This is a genomic window from Thermicanus aegyptius DSM 12793, from assembly GCF_000510645.1.
In the GTDB taxonomy this organism is placed as follows: Bacteria; Bacillota; Bacilli; order Thermicanales; family Thermicanaceae; genus Thermicanus; species Thermicanus aegyptius.
The window spans coordinates 3,015,377-3,032,675 of record NZ_KI783301.1 but is presented as its reverse complement, the minus strand read 5'-3'; the positions used below and the strand labels follow the sequence as shown (position 1 = coordinate 3,032,675).

The window sequence follows — 17,299 nt, the reverse complement described above, 5'->3', positions numbered from 1 at the left end:
ATATGATGTATATACAATGAACATGGAAGGTGATATAATGGGTCTAGAGCGAGAAAAGGAGCGATATGCGTGAGGACGAAGGTGCAGAAGTGGGGAAATAGCCTGGCAATTCGTATCCCCAGCCATATTGTGGAGCAACTGGCCATTCATCAGGGCTCGGAAATGGAGATTCGTGTAGAGGATCATAAAATCCTGTTAGTTCCTAAAAATGAGAAACCTACGTTAGAAGAGCTTCTGGCGAAGGTAACACCGGAAAACCGTCATGCTCACATTGATTTTGGGGCAGAAGGGAATGAGCTATTCTAATGCAAGTACCTGAAAGAGGGGACCTTGTTTATGTTAATTTTAATCCGCAAACAGGGCATGAACAAGCGGGAACACGACCTGGAATTGTACTATCCCCAAAAGCATTTAACGAAGTGACGGGATTTGCAGTCGTTTGTCCGATTACACGCCAACAGAAAGGGTATCCTTTCGAAGTCGTATTACCTGGTGGCTTGGCCTTCGAAGGAGTGATACTGACCGATCAAGTGAAGAGTTTGGATTGGCGTGCCCGCCGATTTCAAATCAGAGGTAAAGTTTCTGATGAGGTCGTCACGGAATGTTTAAATCTAATTCATACCTTTTTGTCGTGATATGATCACTCGATCTTTTTTCTGTTGAGATATAATCTGTAAAGTGAATATGGACCATGTATGATTTTCCTCAATCATAAAAAAATGGAAATAAATATTCTATGAAAGAAATGTGAAGAAAAGCGGTGAAGCTGAAATGGAATATACCATAAAAACCTCCAGACCGGAAGAAATGATCGAAATTACAGATATGGTCAGACAAGAGGTGAGAAAAAAAGGAGTGAAGGATGGCATTGCCATCCTATATGTTCCTCACACGACGGCGGGCGTAACCATTAATGAAAATGCCGACCCAGATGTGGTTCATGATATCTTATTGGGACTTAAAAAAGCTTTCCCGGAAAATATCGGATACCGGCATGCGGAGGGGAATTCTCATGCACATATGAAAGCCTCCGTGATGGGAGCATCCTGTATGGTCATGATCGAGAATGGCGAATTAAAGCTTGGAACATGGCAGGGCATTTATTTTTGCGAGTTTGATGGCCCAAGGAGTAGGCAAGTCTACATAAAAATAATGAAAAACGATGGTTAAGGTGAAAGGATCCGGAATGGACAGGTATTGCTTTAAACAGTCGAAATGGAGGATAAAAGGATGGAATTAGCTCATCTCATTGACGAATTATTTCAGTCGGTGCAATCAGGAGATGCTTCTGGGCTCAAAGAAATATTGGGATCTTATCCGAGGCTTGCAAATACGGAAAACAGCGATGGACTTACACCTTTAGGATTTGCAGCGCATTTTGGGAACAAAGATATCGTGCAAGTCTTACTAGATTATGGCGCAGACGTTAATGCCGTATCGCATTCCAAGATTTCTTACATTCCTTCCAATACTGCGCTGCATGCCGCAATCGCCGGGGAGCGAAATATGGATGTTATTGAACTTCTTCTCACACACAATGCCCAGACAAACATTTTTGATAGCAATGGTCATACATGTTTGCATACCGCAGCCTTTCATGATGATAACACAGAGATGATTCGCTTATTGATTGAACATGGAGCTGATGTAAACGCTAGGGTTGAAGGTGGAGATACTCCATTGTCTCTTGCGATCAAGCAAGGTAACAATAACGTCGCTGAGTTTCTTCGCCAAAATGGAGCGATCATGTAAAGCAATACTTTCATATAAAACGTGTTTAGGGATCTGCGGTCCTGAAAGTAGAGCTGAAAGAGGTTATAAATATGAGCAAACGGCCGCCTGTGGCGGTCTTACCACATTGCATCCGCTGCCGATTTGGATAAATACCTCGACAGCTTCCGCATCCTGTTTGCGTTCCATTCCGGTAAGAACGAGAATGAGGAAATTACCTATCTCGATACAAGGGAAATTGTGCATAGAAGCGAAAGCCATCTGGGAAGGGATGGCTTTTTTCTTCCTTTCCTTAGGGCTAATACACGCCCAAAAGAGGAGAATTGAGACATGCCTCCATATCATATGAACCTAAATAATGAACTTTCTAAATAATGAACTTTGATGTGTGGACCCGGTTGTAAGTGAAAGGAGAGATAAGATGATACCGATCATTGATGCCCATCTTCATCTGGATCAATACAATGACAAAGAACGGGAAAAGTTGCTTGCTGATGCAGGTTCCATGAACATAAAAGGACTGATCACGGTTTCCACGGACTTGGATTCCTGCAAAATGAATCGGGAGATTCACATGAAATATCCCAACCTGGTTCATCCTGCATATGGATACCATCCTGAACAAAATTTGCCCAATTCATCTGAAAAGGAAATGCTCCTTCAATGGATGATTTCTCACAGCCATGAGATGGTGGCGGTGGGGGAAGTGGGTCTTCCCTATTATACGAGAAAAGAAGCGGAGGGAAAAGGGGAAGAACTTGACTATGCCTCCTATATCGCTTTGTTGGAAGAATTCATTCTATTAGCAAAATCGCTAGGGAAGCCGATTGTCCTCCATGCGGTTTATGAAGATGCGGAGATCGCCTGTGATTTTTTGGAGAAACATCAGATGACACAGGCGCATTTTCATTGGTATAAAGGGCCGGAGGAGGTGACCCGCCGCATGGCGGGTCGGGGTTACTTTATCTCAATCACTCCGGATGTCTGTTATGAGGAAGAGATCCAGAAGCTCGTTTCGATGTATCCCATCGAACGAATGATGGTGGAGACGGATGGACCCTGGCCTTTCGAAGGCCCGTTCCTCGGGGAACTTACCCATCCTCGTATGATTCGGAAATCGATTGAAAAAATAGCGGAGATCAAAGGGATTGACCCCGATGTGGCGGCTTTGCAAATATTAAACAACACGAAGGCATTTTATCATCTGGGTTAACTTCACAAACCTTCATTTTTGGCGTATACTTCTTACATATTAAGACAGGTATAGGATAGAGATAGAGAAAACCTTACAAAGGGGTTTTGGAGGAGTTGGAGAGAGATGAAAGTCGCAAAATTTGGCGGAACTTCCCTGGCCAGTGCAGAGCAGATCCAAAAGGTCGGAGCCATTATCCGGGCCGATGCATCCCGTCGCATTATTGTGGTATCCGCGCCGGGGAAACGGTTTAAAGAAGATGTAAAAGTGACCGACCTTCTTATTGCATACGGGCAGGGCATCCTTCAGCGAGGTACGGCGGAGGCGGAGAAGGAGGCTGTCTTAAGCCGCTTTCAACAAATCATGGAGGGGTTGGGGTTTCCGAATCATCAAAAAGAGGAGATCTTAGGGGATTTAAATAAAGCGCTTCGATCGGCTCCCAAAGATCGGCCGGAACGTTTTCTCGATGCGATCAAGGCTGTCGGGGAAGACACGAATGCCCGGATCGTTGCCCATTATCTTCGTCTTCTGGGTGAAGAGGCGTTTTATGTCAATCCGTGGGATGCGGGATTCTATTTGACCGATGAAGCGGGAAACGCCCAGATTCTCCCCGAATCCTACGACCGTCTGCGTTCATTAAAAGAAAGGAAAGGGATTCTTGTTTTTCCCGGCTTTTTCGGATACACACCGGAGGGTGTCCTCGTCACATTTTCCCGGGGGGGTTCCGATATTACCGGCTCCATCTTGGCGGCGGCCGTACAGGCGGAACTTTATGAGAATTTTACCGACGTGGATGCCATCTATACGGTGAATCCCCGGATCATTCCAAACCCGCGGGAGATTCAGGAGATTACGTACCGGGAGATGCGCGAGCTATCCTATGCAGGCTTCAGCGTCTTTCATGAAGAGGCACTTCTTCCCGCTTACCGGGCAGGAATCCCGGTTTGTGTGAAGAACACGAATAATCCATCGGCTCCCGGCACCATGATTGTTTCTGAGCGTACCTTGAACGGGAATCCCGTTACGGGGATTGCGAGTGAACAGAATTTTTGCAGTGTTTTTGTGAGCAAATATTTACTCCACAGAGAAATCGGCTTCGGCCGCAGACTGCTGCAGATTTTTGAAGAGGAAGGCCTATCTTATGAACATACTCCTTCCGGGATCGACAACATCTCGGTGATCATTCGTGAACAGGCTTTGGACCGCGCGAAGGAAGAACGGATTGTGGAACGAATATACAAGGAGCTCAATGCCGATCATGTTTCGATCGAGCGGGATTTGGCGCTGATCATGATCGTGGGCGAGGGAATGAGGGAAAATATCGGAATTGCGGCGCGGGCAACCTCCGCCTTGGCCAAAGCGAAGGTTAATTTGGAGATGATTAACCAAGGTTCTTCGGAGGTTAGCATGATGTTCGGCGTGAAGGCCGCCGACGCAGAACGGGCGGTCATCGCTCTCTATCATGAATTTTATGGGGATTAGCCGATGGGAAGGCACCCGATCAACCCTTCGGAGAAGGATGTGAATCAGGAACCACAGTTAAATGTAAATAAAGAGGGATGAGAGGAGGCCCTGATGAAAGAACATTTATTGGAATTGCTCGGTTATCATGATTGGGCGACACGGAAAATTCTTAACCATTTGGCAAAGCTGCCAAGCCATTTATATCGGGAATCGATGGTCAGTGTTTTTCCGTCTCTCTCGCAGGTTGTGAATCATTTGTACGATGTGGACCAAATCTGGTATGCCCGAATCAACAAGGATTTTCAAAGAGTCGAAAGAGATCTTGACAACATCCGGAACGCCTTGTCCGCATTTGAGAGCCTCCATCATGAGATGGTGAGTTTCGTTCGCACCCAGGATCCCCGGATGACGATTCATTATCGAAACTCGAAAGGAGAAAGTTTTACCAACCGTCTTGAAGAAATCATTCACCATATCGTGAATCACGGGACCTATCATCGTGGAAATATCGCTGCGATGTTAAGGCAGCTGGGGCAAACCGGCGTATCGACGGACTACATTTATTATCTGAGGGAAATGGCAGACCAATCCTAAAGAGATTTACGTCGGATGAGACCGCTCTTCCAAATCGGAAGAAGCGCTTTTTTTTTTTAAATCGGTCGGTGATTTGGGCACACGATTTTTATTTACAGTTTTCACTTTTCGCGATATTATGATTAAAAATGAAATGAAAAAAGTTATTTAATCTACATATTTCCATTGTGCAAAGAGGTTTTAAAAAAGTCCCGTAGAGTTCGTTATCACACGGAAAGGAGATGCAGCAAGATGTCTTTTGGATTTCATCCCCATGGTGTACCGGAGGGAAGCACGGAAATCGACCGAGAGGTACTTGATCTCATGAATCGGTATAAGGTGGTCGGACTATCCATCCATCTGATCAACGAGGGGAAGATTTTTTGGTCCAATTCTTATGGATGGGCGGACCTGGGCCGAAAGATTCCTGTTCGCAAGACGACCTTCTTCCGTGTCGCCTCCATCTCGAAAACGGTGGTGGCAACGGCGCTTATGCAGCAGTATGAACAAGGAAAATTTCGCCTAGACGATGATATCGGCGATGCCCTGGGGTTTCCCGTCAGGAACCCCCACCATCCCCGGGAAAAAATCACCTATCGGCATCTTTTGACCCATACCACCGGCCTTAGGTCCGACGAAGAGATGGGGGAAGTTTATGTCCGCTATTCAATGGCCTGCCAATGCAGTCACCCTCCCTCCCTGAAGGAGGTATTCCTTCCGGGAGGCGCATTTTACACCCATGATCTCTGGTCGCCGTCCAAACCGGGGGAGTCGTTTGCCTATTCCAATCTGGGGACGATCATCCTGGCCACGCTGTTGGAGAGATGGTCGGGGAAACGTATGGATCTTTATTGCAGAGATCATATTTTTGCTCCTTTGGGCATGACCCGATCCAGTTTTCATTTGCGGGATTTTCAAAACATGGATGACCTCGCCGTCTTATACGAGTACGATCCCGCTCAAAATCGGTTTACCGTGGGAACGGACGACCTGAAAGGAAGAAGGCCGGAGCCCCTCGATTTACGGGATTATGTCCCGGGAACCACAGGGGCCGTCTTCTCTCCCCAGGGAGGGCTTCGCACCACGGCAGGGGATTTAGCCCAATTTCTTCTTGCCCATATGAATGACGGGGAGCATGAAGGGGTGCGCATTCTCTCGCCCGATACGGCTCGGCTCATGCATCAAACCCATTTTATCAATCCCCGGTCCGGGGAGCTTTTCCGTAAGATCGGATTGCAGTTTCATATCACGGAGGAGTTTGTTCCCGGCAAGCGAATGATCGGGCATTCCGGGGAAGCGTACGGGTTATTAAGCTCCATGTATTTCCATAAAGAAGAACGGTTCGGAATCATTTTTATCATGAACGGGTCGGCGTACGGTAAGGGCAGGCGTTCCGGTTTTTTTGACGTAGAGGAGGATTTGTCCGAACTTCTCTATCAAAAACAGATCTGCGGTTAGGATCTTTAGGCTGCCTTTCCATATCATTCGTAATTAGGGTGTTCTTACTCCGCCTCGATCGATGCGGAGCGATGAGGATAGAGGGGATCAAAACATTTGTTCGATAGAAAAAAGCATATTTAAGGCTTTAATGTTGACAGAAAACGAGCAATTCTGATACGATTGAACCAATTGTATGTTAGATTATCTTACATGAATGGTGATCTATGCTATCTTTACCCAGGGAGAGAAGGAGGAATACGATCGTGAAACTTTATCTATCTGTCGATATGGAGGGAATTACCGGATTGGTTGATCCCACCTTCATCGATTCGGATAAACGTCATTACACCCGCGGCCAGGAGATTATGACGGCGGAAGCCAATCATGTGATAGAAGCGGCATTGGAGGAAGGGGTAAAGGAGGTTATCGTAAACGACAGCCACTCCAAAATGAACAATCTGTTGATTGAGAAACTTCATCCGGAGGCACGCCTTATCTCGGGGGATGTGAAGCCTTTTTCCATGGTTCAGGGACTGGACGGGAGATTCTCCGGCGCGATTTTTCTGGGATATCATGCACGGGCGGCCCGCAGAGGGGTTTTAAGTCACACGATGATCTTCGGTGTGCGGAATATGTACATCAATGGGGTGGCGATAGGGGAGCTGGGCTTTAATGCCTATGTGGCGGGTTATTACGGGATTCCGGTCTGGATGGTGGCAGGGGATGATCAAACCGCGGCGGAGGCGGAGGAACTGATTCCGGGCGTAACGACGGCGGCGGTGAAGACCTATATCTCCCGTACCTCCGCACTTTGCCTCACGCCGCAGAAAACCGCCCAACTTTTGCGGGAGAAAACGAAAGAGGCGATTGCCCGCCGCGACCGGGTAAAGCCGTTAATTCCTCCGGATAACCCGGTGCTTAGCATAGAATTTGCCAACTTTGGCCAGGCCGAATGGGCGCACCTCATGCCGGGGACGGAGATGGATCTGGGTTCCCCTGTGGTTCATTTCCGGGCGAAAAATATCCTGGAAGCTTATCAAGGGATGTTGGTGATGACCGAACTGGCGATGCGGACAACCTTTAGTTAAGCGGGTGGGAATATGGCCGGATACTTAGCACGAAAACTGGTTTCTATGCTGATTACGTTATGGCTCATTGTCACGGCCACCTTTTTTCTCATGCATGCCGTACCCGGCTCTCCTTTTGACAAGGAAGGAAAGGCCTTAGGGGAAACCGTGAGGAAGAATTTAATGGAGCACTACAACCTGGATAAGCCCTTGTGGGAACAATACCTTCTCTACCTGAAATCCCTCGTTTCTTTTGACTTAGGCCCTTCCATCGCCAACCCAACCGATACGGTAAACGGTATGATCGCCCGGTCGTTTCCCGTTTCCTTCACGATCGGGCTCATCGCCCTTTCCTTTGCCATCGTGGCCGGTGTAGGTCTGGGTACGGTGGCCGCCCTGCGGCACAACCGCGTCATTGACCAGGTGGCGATGGTGATTGCCGTATTGGGCATTGCCGTACCCAATTTCGTCATCGCCTCCCTCCTGATTAAATATGTGGCGGTAACGTGGCACCTTTTACCCGCCGCTACGTGGGGAACTTGGAAACATGCGGTTTTGCCTTCGCTCGCCTTGGCCACCGGCCCCTTAGCGATTATCGCCCGGTTCACCCGGGCCAACATGTTGGAGGTCTTAAATCAGGAATATATCGAGACCGCCAGGGCAAAGGGACTCTCTCCTTTGACCGTCGTGGTAAAGCATGCGATGCGGAATGCGATCCTTCCGGTGATTACGCTTCTTGGGCCGATGCTGGCCAATGTCCTGACAGGGAGTTTTGTCATCGAGAAAATCTTCGCCATCCCCGGTATGGGCAAATACTTTGTGGATAGCGTAGGAAACCGTGATTATGCCGTCATCATGGGGACGACGGTCTTCTATAGCGCTCTTTTGATCTTTCTCATCTTTCTGGTGGACATCGCATATGGCGTGGTTGATCCCCGAATGAAATTGCACAGGAGGGAGGGTTAAGATGGAGGCGCCCGATCATTTATTTGTTCTCATGAACAAAGATCAAGCCGCCGCAGAGGCGATCGTCCGGCCCCAGCTCCCTTACCTGTGGGAGGTGTGGCTCCGGTTATTGAAGAACAAACCGGCCGTCTTTGGCCTCGTCACCATTTTGCTCATCGCCCTCTTAGCCATCTTCGGGCCATTCCTTACGCCTTATACCTATGATAAGCAGGTTCTTCTGCAAGCCAATCTGCCCCCATCGGCGGAACATTGGTTTGGCACCGATCATTTAGGGCGGGATGTCTTTGCCCGGATCCTGTACGGCGCGAAGATTTCCTTATTTATCGGCCTGATGGCGGCCTTGATCGATTTTTTCATCGGGGTGATCTATGGCGGAGTGGCCGGATATGTGGGGGGAAAAACCGATGAGATCATGATGAGGTTTGTGGACATTTTGTATGGACTGCCTTATCTGTTGGTCGTTATCCTGCTCATGGTGGTGATGGGTCCGGGGCTTGCCACCATCATTGTGGCGCTTACGGCGACGGGATGGATCGGAATGGCGCGTATCATCCGAGGCCAGGTGATGCAGCTTAAGAATTCGGATTATGTGTTGGCGGCCAGGACGATGGGGGCAGGGACGTGGTATATCATCCGGCGCCACCTGCTCCCGAACACGATGGGAATCATCATCGTGCAGATTACCTTTACCGTCCCCTCCGCCATCTTCGCCGAAGCCTTTTTAAGTTTTATCGGCTTAGGGATTCAGCCCCCTTTGGCCAGTTGGGGAGTGATGGCCAATGACGGTTTGCCGACCATTCTTTCCGGACATTGGTGGCGGCTCTTTTTTCCCTCCTTTTTCATATCATTGACGGTGCTGGCCTTTAACTTGTTGGGGGATGGCTTGCAAGAGGCCTTCGACCCGAAACAGAGGAGGTGACGGGCATGCCGAGCTTGCTGGAAATCAATGACCTCCATGTTTCTTTTAAAACGCATGGCGGTGAAGTGAAAGCACTGCGGGGGGTAAACCTTACCTTAAACGAAGGGGAGACGTTGGCGATCGTCGGTGAGTCCGGCAGCGGTAAGAGCGTGATGGCTCGCAGCATCATGCGACTCATCCCCGAACGGAGCGGCCGGATCATCCGGGGAAGCATTCGCTATAAAGGAAGGGAACTAACCGCCTTATCCGAAAAAGAGATGCGAAAGCTGAGGGGTGCGGAGATCTCCATCATCTTCCAGGATGCCATGACCGCCTTAAATCCCGTCATTTCCGTCGGAGAACAGATCATGGAGGGGATCCTGAGGCATCGCAAGGTATCCAGGCAGGAAGCACGGAGAGAAGCGGTGGAGATCCTGGGGCTCGTCGGGATTCCCAATCCGGAAATCCGCCTGAAGCAGCATATTCACCAGCTGAGCGGGGGGATGAGGCAACGGATCATGATCGCCATCGCCGTCGCGTGCAAGCCGTCGATCCTGATCGCCGACGAACCGACCACGGCCCTGGACGTCTCCATCCAGGCACAGATCATCCGGCTCTTCAAAGAGCTGCAGCAGAAGACGGGAGTCTCCATCCTCTTCATCACCCATGATCTTGGGGTGGTGGCGAAGATGGCCGATCGGGTAGGTGTCATGTATGCCGGAAGAATTGTGGAGTCGGGCTCGGTGCAGGATATTTTTTACCACCCCCAGCATCCTTACACGAAAGGTCTCCTGGCATCGATGCCGCGCATTGATGCGGATCGCAAAGTCCCCCTTCAACCCATCCCCGGAACACCGCCCGATCTCTACGCGCCCCCGCCGGGGTGTGCATTTGCCCTGCGATGCAAGTATGCGATGGAGGTTTGCGGTACCATAGCGCCGAAAGAGACGCTGATCCATCCCGACCATACCGTATCTTGCTGGCTGCAGGATCCTCGGGCGAAACCGATTAAGGAACTGGTGGATAAAAGAGCAAGTGAACCGAGGTTTCTCATTTCTTCTAAATAACGTTTACGAGGAGGAGATCTTATGAAGAGGCTTTTTTCGATCTTAGTCGGCATTTCTCTGATTTTCTCTTTTTTACTGGCCGGCTGTTCGTCCAATCCCGCATCGCAGGGGGACAATACGGGGAATCAAGCGGGCGGGGGGAAGTATATCCGCTATAACAGCACGAGGGAGCCCACCTCCTTAGACCCCTCCCGCGGGTATGATCAACCCTCTTATGATGTGGTGAACAACTTTTTGGAAGGCTTGACCCGTCTGGATAAGGACGAAAACCCGGCTCCGGCCGTGGCGAAAGAATGGAAAGTGTCGCCAGATGGGAAGACCTATACCTTTTATCTCCGGGAAGAGGCGAAATGGTCGAACGGCGATCCTGTCACCGCCGATGATTTCGTCTATGCGTGGAAACATATGCTGGATCCTGAGACCGCCTCCGATGCCGCTTTCCTCGCCTATCCCATCGTAGGGGCGGAGGAGTATAATTCAGGGAAAGGATCGGCGGACGATGTCGGTATTAAGGCTTTGGATGCCAAGACGCTGGAGGTTCGGTTAAAGCATCCGGTTCCCTGGCTCATCGGACTGGTTGCCAATCCGGCCTTTTATCCCATTCATAAAGCGACGGCCGAGAAAAACCCCAATTGGTATACGGAAGCCGCTACGATCCTCAGCAACGGTCCTTTTAAAATTACCGAATGGAAACATGACAGTGAAATTAGATTGGAAAAGAACGAATATTACTGGGATAAAGAGAATGTGAAGCTGGACGGTGTTATTTTTAAGATGATTTCGGATACCAATACGGAATACCAGTTGTACCAGTCCGGCGAACTGGACAGCTCCTCCCTTCCTTCCGACATGAGCGATCAGCTGTTTGCCGAAGGCAAGGTGAAAGTGAACGATTCGGCGGGGATTGAATTTTACCGTTTAAACACCACGGTTCCTCCGTTCAATAACTTGAATATTCGCAAGGCCTTTAATTACGCCATTGATCGTCAGAAAATCGTCGATTTGGTGCAGAAGAGAAAACAGAAGCCGGCCGTCGGTTTCGTCTCTTATGGGTTTAAAGATCCGGCCGGCGGGGAATTCCGCGATGTAGGCGGAGCGCTGGTGAAGTACGACCCCGTTGAGGCGAAAAAACTCCTAGAGCAGGGGATGGCGGAATTGGGGCTTAAGACCTTCCCCGAAGTGACCATCACGTATAACACCAGCGATGTGAACCAGAAAAATGCCGAAGCGATCCAGGAAATGTTGAAGGAGAACCTTGGCGTCGAGGTGAAATTGGCCGGAATGGACCGGAAAGTGCTGACCGAAAATCAGAAGAACTTAAACTACCAGATCTCCCGTTCCTCATGGCTCCCTGACTTTGCCGACCCGGTCAATACGCTGGAGATCATGGTCTCGGACAATTCCTCCAACCGTACGGGCTGGAAAAATGAGCGGTTTGATAAGCTGATTAAGGATTCCTATTTGGAACCGGACAATGCCAAGCGGTTCGCTATGTTGCACGAAGCAGAAAAGATCTTGATGGAGGAACTCCCTATCATTCCCCTTTATTTCTACAACAATGTCTATCTGGAAAAAGAGAATGTAACGGGCGTTTTACGGCCGGTCTTTGGCTATATCGACTTTAAATATGCCGATTTGAAGTAGAGGCTCCTAAGCTTACTCCTAAAGGTGTGATCGCAATGGAAAAGGTTCTAAAACCTGCCCCGCTTGCAAAAGGAGATGCCGTCGGGGTGGTTGCGCCGGCGAGCCCGCCCAATCCGGAAAAGGCGGAGAGGGCGGCCGCACTTTTGGAAAACTTCGGGTTAAGGGTTCATTTCGGCCGTTCTCTGACGCGGAAGTATGGATACCTGGCGGGAACCGATGAAGAGAGACTCGATGAACTGCACGAGATGTTTGCGGATCGGAATATAAAAGGCATCTTCTGCGCCGGCGGCGGATATGGGAGCGGTCGAATCGCTTCTCATATCAATTATGATCTGATTAGAGCCAATCCGAAGATTTTCTGGGGATACAGCGACATTACTTTTCTATTAAATGCCATCTTCCAACGGACAGGGCTAATCACCTTTCATGGGCCCATGTTAAGTTCCGATCTGGGAGAGGAGGAGATCCATCCCCTCACCCTGCAATCCTTCCGCCAAGCCTTTCATCCTCAGGAGATCACTTACACCGAGGAGATTTCTCCCTTGCAGGTTTTGGTGGAAGGAGAGGCGGAAGGAAGAATCGTAGGGGGCAATCTCTCTCTATTAACGAGTACCTTAGGTACCCCTTTTGAGATTGATTCAAAAGGAAAGCTATTATTGATTGAGGAGATCGATGAGGAACCCTACCGCATAGACCGGATGCTGAACCAACTGAAGATGGCCGGGAAACTGGAGGAAGCCGCAGGGTTTCTGTTATGCGATTTCAATAACTGCGGGCCTCGAAAAAGGAAGGAGTCTCTTACGCTGGAGCAGTTATTCGATTATTACATTAAACCGATCGGAAAACCGGCCATGTCGGGCTTTAAGATCGGACATTGCTCACCCCATATAGCTATCCCCGTCGGAGCGAGAGGGAGACTTACGACCGGGAGCAAGATGTTTATAACGGTAGAGGCGGGGGTTGAAGGTTAATCCGTTGCCGTGCCGGTAACAAAGGACAACCATAGAATGGAAGATGGTCTTTCTCTTATGAGGAAGAGAGTTATGAATCGATAAGGAAAGAACGAGGGAGTCGATTTTGTTGAATCAGGCATCAATGGCAGGAAAGGAAAGAATCATATCGGTCTCCGTAGCCACGGTCTGGACATCCCCGGATTCCCCTAGGGATAAGGACCGCAGCGCGTTGCTCAATCCCGTCGATCTCTACGGCTGGTTCGCCCGGATGGATGATGGGGATAGGCTTGATTTATATACCGGCAATCGTATACAAACGCAGGCGCTTTATGGGACTCGGGTTATTCTCTTGGAAGAGAGGGGGGATTGGGCAAAAATTGCCATTCCCGATCAGCCGACGCCGAAGAACCCCCTCGGCTATCCGGGATGGATTCCAACCTGTCAGTTATCCCCCGTGCTTCCCGAGATGGAGGAGAAAAGGCACGGCGTTGCGATGGTTACCGCTCACAAGACGAATCTCTATTCTACGGAGAAAGAACCGGGGATTGAACTGAGTTTCCTCACCCGGCTTCCGATCCTAAACCCGGGGGAAGACTGGATTACCGTGGCGACGCCGCACGGACCTCGGCTCCTTCGTAAGGAAGATGTGACGGTAGTTGCTTCCGAAGGGGATAAGGGGGAAGGGCAAACGACCGGGATCGAAATCGGTGAAGCGTTGGTAAAGACCGCAAAACGTTTCCTCGGCCTCCGCTATCTCTGGGGCGGGCTTTCGGCGTACGGTTACGATTGCTCAGGATTTGTTTATTCGGTTTACAAGGCTCATGGGATCATCATCCCGAGGGACTCTTCCGTCCAATCGGAGCATGGCAGGAAGATCGGGAGGGATGAATTACTCCCGGGGGATCTTCTCTTCTTTGCCCACGAAGAAGGGAAGGGGAGGGTTCACCATGTGGGGATGTATATCGGGAATAACCGAATGATTCACTCTCCCGACACATCGAGCTGCGTGGAAATCGTATCCCTTGCGGGATATAAGCTGGAAAAGGAACACGCCATATCGAGAAGGTATGTTTGACCGCTTCCTTTTTCATAAGCAACCATGAAAGGTAAACGATGACCGAAAGAGGCGAATGGAACTGAGGTCCTTTCATTAAGATTTGAGGAGAAGCTTCTTTCCGATAAAGGGAATTCCTCTGATGAGAGGGATTCCCTTTACCGTTGGGATAGATCGAGGCGTTATGTCCCCCGTTGTTCAAACAGCTTTAGGATTTCAATGATGACCTGGGTTGCCTTTACCATATTCTCAACCGAAATAAATTCGTACTTTCCATGGAAATTTTCGCCACCCGCGAAGATATTGGGCGTGGGCAGCCCCATATAGGAAAGCTGGGAGCCGTCGGTTCCGCCACGGATCGGCTTCACGATGGGTTTTATCCCCAGGTTGACCATCGCCTGATGGGCAATCTCGACGATCTCCTTCACCGGTTCAATCTTTTCCCTCATGTTGTAATATTGGTCTTTCATATCCAGCAAGATCTTATCTTCTCCGTATTTCTCCTTGAATTCATTTACGATCTTTTCCAAGGCTGCTTTGCGGGCATGAAATGCTTCCCTGTCAAAATCCCGGATAAGGTAGTGCAGTTTCGTCTGTTCCACATCTCCTTGAAACGAGTTGAGATGATAAAAACCCTCATAGCCTTCGGTATATTCCGGAGCTTCCTTTTCGGGTAGACGACGGTGCAATTCCATGGCAATCTTCATGGAGTTTACCATCTTCCCCTTAGCCGTTCCGGGATGAATGTTTTTTCCCTTGATCGTGATTTTGGCGGAAGCTGCATTAAAGCTTTCATACTCCAATTCTCCCAGGGGTCCGCCATCCATCGTATAGGCGAAATTGGCATGAAAGGCGGCCACATCGAATTTATGCGGACCTCTGCCGATCTCCTCATCGGGGGTAAAAGCGACCCTCACTTTTCCGTGTTTGATTTCCGGATGGGCGATCAGGTAAGACATGGCGGTCATAATTTCCGCAATGCCGGCCTTGTCGTCTGCGCCGAGGAGGGTCGTTCCGTCGGTGGTAATGAGGGTATGCCCTTTGTAATCGGCAAGTTGGGGGAAATCGTGCGGCGACATCACGATATGTAATGCTTCGTTGAGGAGGATTTCTCCTCCGTCGTAATGTTCAATAATCTTCGGATTCACATGGGCGCCCGTGAAGTCGGGAGAAGTGTCCAGGTGGGCCAAAAAGCCGATGGTGGGGATCTGCTTGTTCGTATTGGCCGGCAGTGTAGCCATTACATACCCATTTTCATCCAGGGTCACCTCTTCCATACCGATTTTTTTCAACTCATCCACGAGCATGCGGGCCAAGGTGAACTGGCCCGGTGTGGAGGGGCAGGTGCTCTTCTCTTCATTGGACTGGGTATCCACTTTTACATACGTGAAGAACCGTTCAACGATTTCTTGTTTTAATTCATCCATCAATGATCTTCATCTCCATTCTGTATGGATAAAACCATTTTACCAATCATTTTACCATAAGTGGAAGAGATGCGGAAAACTTACCACCGGGAGAAGGAAAATAATAGGGATTTTTAGGTTTAATTTTTCAAGGACCTGTGATACGATTATTTTAACGCCATATGTGGATAAAGCTCATTTTAGGATTCCTCATTTGGCAAAAGGACATGAAAGATTCATCCTTAAAGGGAGAAAAAAGGTTTCTTTATCTTTTATGGAAGGGATAGTTGATGATTTCTCCGATTGAAGCGGTAATTGCATCCATCCTGATTTTCATAAATCTCCTGGGGCTTATCCTCATGGGGTTTGATAAACGAAAAGCCGAACGGGGAGGAAGAAGGGTCCCTGAGAAGACGTTTTTTCTCCTCTCGGCTTTAGGCGGAGCTTTTGGAGTTTGGCTCGGCATGAGATTTTTCCGGCATAAGACGAAACATTTTCGCTTTCTTCTGTGGATTCCGGTTTTCTTTTTTTTGCAGATCCTCTTATTCTATTTTTATTACGACCATCGGTTTATGTAATAAAATGAATGCCCTCTTATTCATTGATAAGGAATGTTCTCATCAAAACACCCACAATAAAATAAAGTGAGGAATACCGGCGGATCTTTATTCTCTTGGTGAGCAATAGATCATCTCTACATTACTATATTACGAAATCATGACACCTATTGATTAATAACATGGATCGTGTTATGATGTATACGTTAACAAAAACGTTTTTGAATGAATATTGGGGGTTGTTATGGCATCCATAAGAGATATTGCGAAAAGAGCAGGAGTCTCTGTTTCTACGGTATCAAGAACCCTAAACAATTACTCCGATGTGAGTAAAGAGACCCGGGAAAAGATCCTTCGGATCGCCAGAGAATTGAATTATTTTCCGAATGCCGTAGCCAAAAGTCTGGTCCAGAAGAAGACATATACGATCGGCATCTTCTTTGGCAACAAAGTGAATTCTGGATTCGACCATCCCTTTTTTCTCGATGTCATCTCAGCGGTTAGGGAAGTAGTGGGGAATGCGGGATATGATCTCCTCATCTTTACGAACAAGAATAAGGAGAGGGCAACCTATACGACGTTATGCCGTGAGAGAAGCGTGGATGGAGTTGTTCTTTTGCTAACAGGTGAGGGAAAGAAAAAAACGGAGACGCTCACTGAACTTCAGGAAAGCGATATCCCTTGTGTTGCCATCGACATTCCTATGGAGGGGAGGGTCTGCACCTATGTAGAATCCGATAACTATCACGGATCAAAAGAAGCGATGTCACATCTGTTTGATTTGGGACATGAAAGGATCGCCTTTATTGGAGGTGACGAGATCAGCAAGACCAGTTTTGACCGATTAAGAGGCTATCAGGATGCTCTGATGGAAAGAAAAATCGGATTTAATCCTACGTATGTTCAATTGGGCTATTTTTCTCGAGAAAAGGCATACACGGCGACAAAGGAGATCATGTTGAAACATCCCGAGATCACTGCATTTTTCGCGGCGAGTGATGAAATGGCGTTTGGTGTGATTGACGCTCTTACTGAGTTGGGATACAAAGTTCCTGAAGATGTTTCTGTTGTAGGGTTTGACGACATTAAGGAAGCTAAAACGTTTTCACCTCCCCTGACAACGGTACGGCAAGACAAATATGGGCTGGGCAGCGAAGCGGCCGGTCTCCTTCTGAAATTCATTGAGAATCCTGAACCGGAAATCCATCCGGTCGTATTACCTTGCAAGCTCGTCGTCAGGTCATCCACATCCCGTCTTAAAAAGTAGTTTTTTATGCCTTTGGCCAA

18 protein-coding genes are annotated in these 17,299 nt (G+C 48.7%); 17 read left to right on the top strand and 1 reads right to left on the bottom strand.

All coding sequences use genetic code 11. The features are described from left to right. The first annotated feature begins 63 nt into the window (after nucleotides 1-63). From THEAE_RS0116220 to THEAE_RS0116145, 15 genes are all read left to right on the top strand, one after another. Nucleotides 64-306: an AbrB/MazE/SpoVT family DNA-binding domain-containing protein gene (locus THEAE_RS0116220; RefSeq protein WP_028988165.1), complete on the top strand. Its 243-nt coding sequence runs from the start codon at nucleotides 64-66 to the stop codon at nucleotides 304-306. Then, nucleotides 306-635 carry an endoribonuclease MazF gene (gene mazF / locus THEAE_RS0116215; protein WP_005586692.1) on the top strand — a complete coding sequence of 110 codons (330 nt, stop codon included), beginning with the start codon at nucleotides 306-308 and terminating at the stop codon, nucleotides 633-635. The genes THEAE_RS0116220 and mazF overlap by 1 nt, the downstream gene beginning before the upstream one ends. Nucleotides 636-747: 112 nt before the next feature. Continuing rightward, the gene (locus tag THEAE_RS0116210) at nucleotides 748-1,170 is read left to right on the top strand and encodes a secondary thiamine-phosphate synthase enzyme YjbQ (RefSeq protein ID WP_005586690.1); all 423 of its coding nucleotides are present in this window, start codon (nucleotides 748-750) and stop codon (nucleotides 1,168-1,170) included. Between the two features lie 60 nt (nucleotides 1,171-1,230). Further along, a complete protein-coding gene (locus THEAE_RS0116205) occupies nucleotides 1,231-1,752 on the top strand; it encodes an ankyrin repeat domain-containing protein (RefSeq protein WP_005586689.1) in 522 nt (173 codons plus the stop codon). A 400-nt stretch (nucleotides 1,753-2,152) separates the two neighbouring features. Beyond that, nucleotides 2,153-2,944: a TatD family hydrolase gene (locus THEAE_RS0116195; RefSeq protein ID WP_005586687.1), complete on the top strand. Its 792-nt coding sequence runs from the start codon at nucleotides 2,153-2,155 to the stop codon at nucleotides 2,942-2,944. Between the two features lie 105 nt (nucleotides 2,945-3,049). Beyond that, nucleotides 3,050-4,405, top strand: coding sequence for an aspartate kinase (locus tag THEAE_RS0116190; protein ID WP_005586685.1), 1,356 nt, complete (start codon nucleotides 3,050-3,052; stop codon nucleotides 4,403-4,405). 93 nt (nucleotides 4,406-4,498) lie between these two features. Next, entirely contained in the window at nucleotides 4,499-4,981 is a 483-nt protein-coding gene (locus THEAE_RS0116185) for a DinB family protein (protein ID WP_005586683.1), read from the top strand. A gap of 231 nt (nucleotides 4,982-5,212) precedes the next feature. After that, nucleotides 5,213-6,418, top strand: a complete 1,206-nt coding sequence (locus THEAE_RS0116180) for a serine hydrolase domain-containing protein (RefSeq protein WP_005586681.1) — start codon at nucleotides 5,213-5,215, stop codon at nucleotides 6,416-6,418. Between the two features lie 245 nt (nucleotides 6,419-6,663). Continuing rightward, the gene (locus THEAE_RS0116175; RefSeq protein ID WP_005586680.1) at nucleotides 6,664-7,488 is read left to right on the top strand and encodes a M55 family metallopeptidase; all 825 of its coding nucleotides are present in this window, start codon (nucleotides 6,664-6,666) and stop codon (nucleotides 7,486-7,488) included. Between the two features lie 12 nt (nucleotides 7,489-7,500). Next, the gene (locus THEAE_RS0116170) at nucleotides 7,501-8,433 is read left to right on the top strand and encodes an ABC transporter permease (RefSeq protein ID WP_005586679.1); all 933 of its coding nucleotides are present in this window, start codon (nucleotides 7,501-7,503) and stop codon (nucleotides 8,431-8,433) included. Nucleotide 8,434: 1 nt separating this feature from the next. After that, complete coding sequence (locus THEAE_RS0116165) at nucleotides 8,435-9,352, top strand: ABC transporter permease (protein WP_028988162.1); 918 nt, start codon at nucleotides 8,435-8,437, stop codon at nucleotides 9,350-9,352. A 5-nt stretch (nucleotides 9,353-9,357) separates the two neighbouring features. Next, nucleotides 9,358-10,398, top strand: coding sequence for an ABC transporter ATP-binding protein (locus THEAE_RS0116160; protein ID WP_039944516.1), 1,041 nt, complete (start codon nucleotides 9,358-9,360; stop codon nucleotides 10,396-10,398). Nucleotides 10,399-10,419: 21 nt separating this feature from the next. After that, a complete protein-coding gene (locus THEAE_RS0116155) occupies nucleotides 10,420-12,042 on the top strand; it encodes a peptide ABC transporter substrate-binding protein (RefSeq protein ID WP_005586677.1) in 1,623 nt (540 codons plus the stop codon). 35 nt (nucleotides 12,043-12,077) lie between these two features. Beyond that, the gene (locus tag THEAE_RS0116150; RefSeq protein ID WP_005586676.1) at nucleotides 12,078-13,013 is read left to right on the top strand and encodes a S66 peptidase family protein; all 936 of its coding nucleotides are present in this window, start codon (nucleotides 12,078-12,080) and stop codon (nucleotides 13,011-13,013) included. A gap of 109 nt (nucleotides 13,014-13,122) precedes the next feature. Beyond that, nucleotides 13,123-14,070, top strand: coding sequence for a C40 family peptidase (locus tag THEAE_RS0116145; RefSeq protein WP_342665764.1), 948 nt, complete (start codon nucleotides 13,123-13,125; stop codon nucleotides 14,068-14,070). A 161-nt stretch (nucleotides 14,071-14,231) separates the two neighbouring features. On the opposite strand, the gene pepT is transcribed toward THEAE_RS0116145, so the two are convergent. Then, entirely contained in the window at nucleotides 14,232-15,476 is a 1,245-nt protein-coding gene (gene pepT / locus THEAE_RS0116140) for a peptidase T (RefSeq protein ID WP_039944515.1), read from the bottom strand. A gap of 269 nt (nucleotides 15,477-15,745) precedes the next feature. Here pepT and THEAE_RS0116135 point away from each other — a divergent pair, with 269 nt between their 5' ends. Both THEAE_RS0116135 and THEAE_RS0116130 read left to right on the top strand, forming a co-directional pair. Further along, a complete protein-coding gene (locus THEAE_RS0116135) occupies nucleotides 15,746-16,033 on the top strand; it encodes a DUF1294 domain-containing protein (RefSeq protein WP_005586671.1) in 288 nt (95 codons plus the stop codon). A gap of 223 nt (nucleotides 16,034-16,256) precedes the next feature. After that, entirely contained in the window at nucleotides 16,257-17,279 is a 1,023-nt protein-coding gene (locus THEAE_RS0116130; RefSeq protein WP_005586669.1) for a LacI family DNA-binding transcriptional regulator, read from the top strand. Nucleotides 17,280-17,299 lie beyond the last annotated feature (20 nt).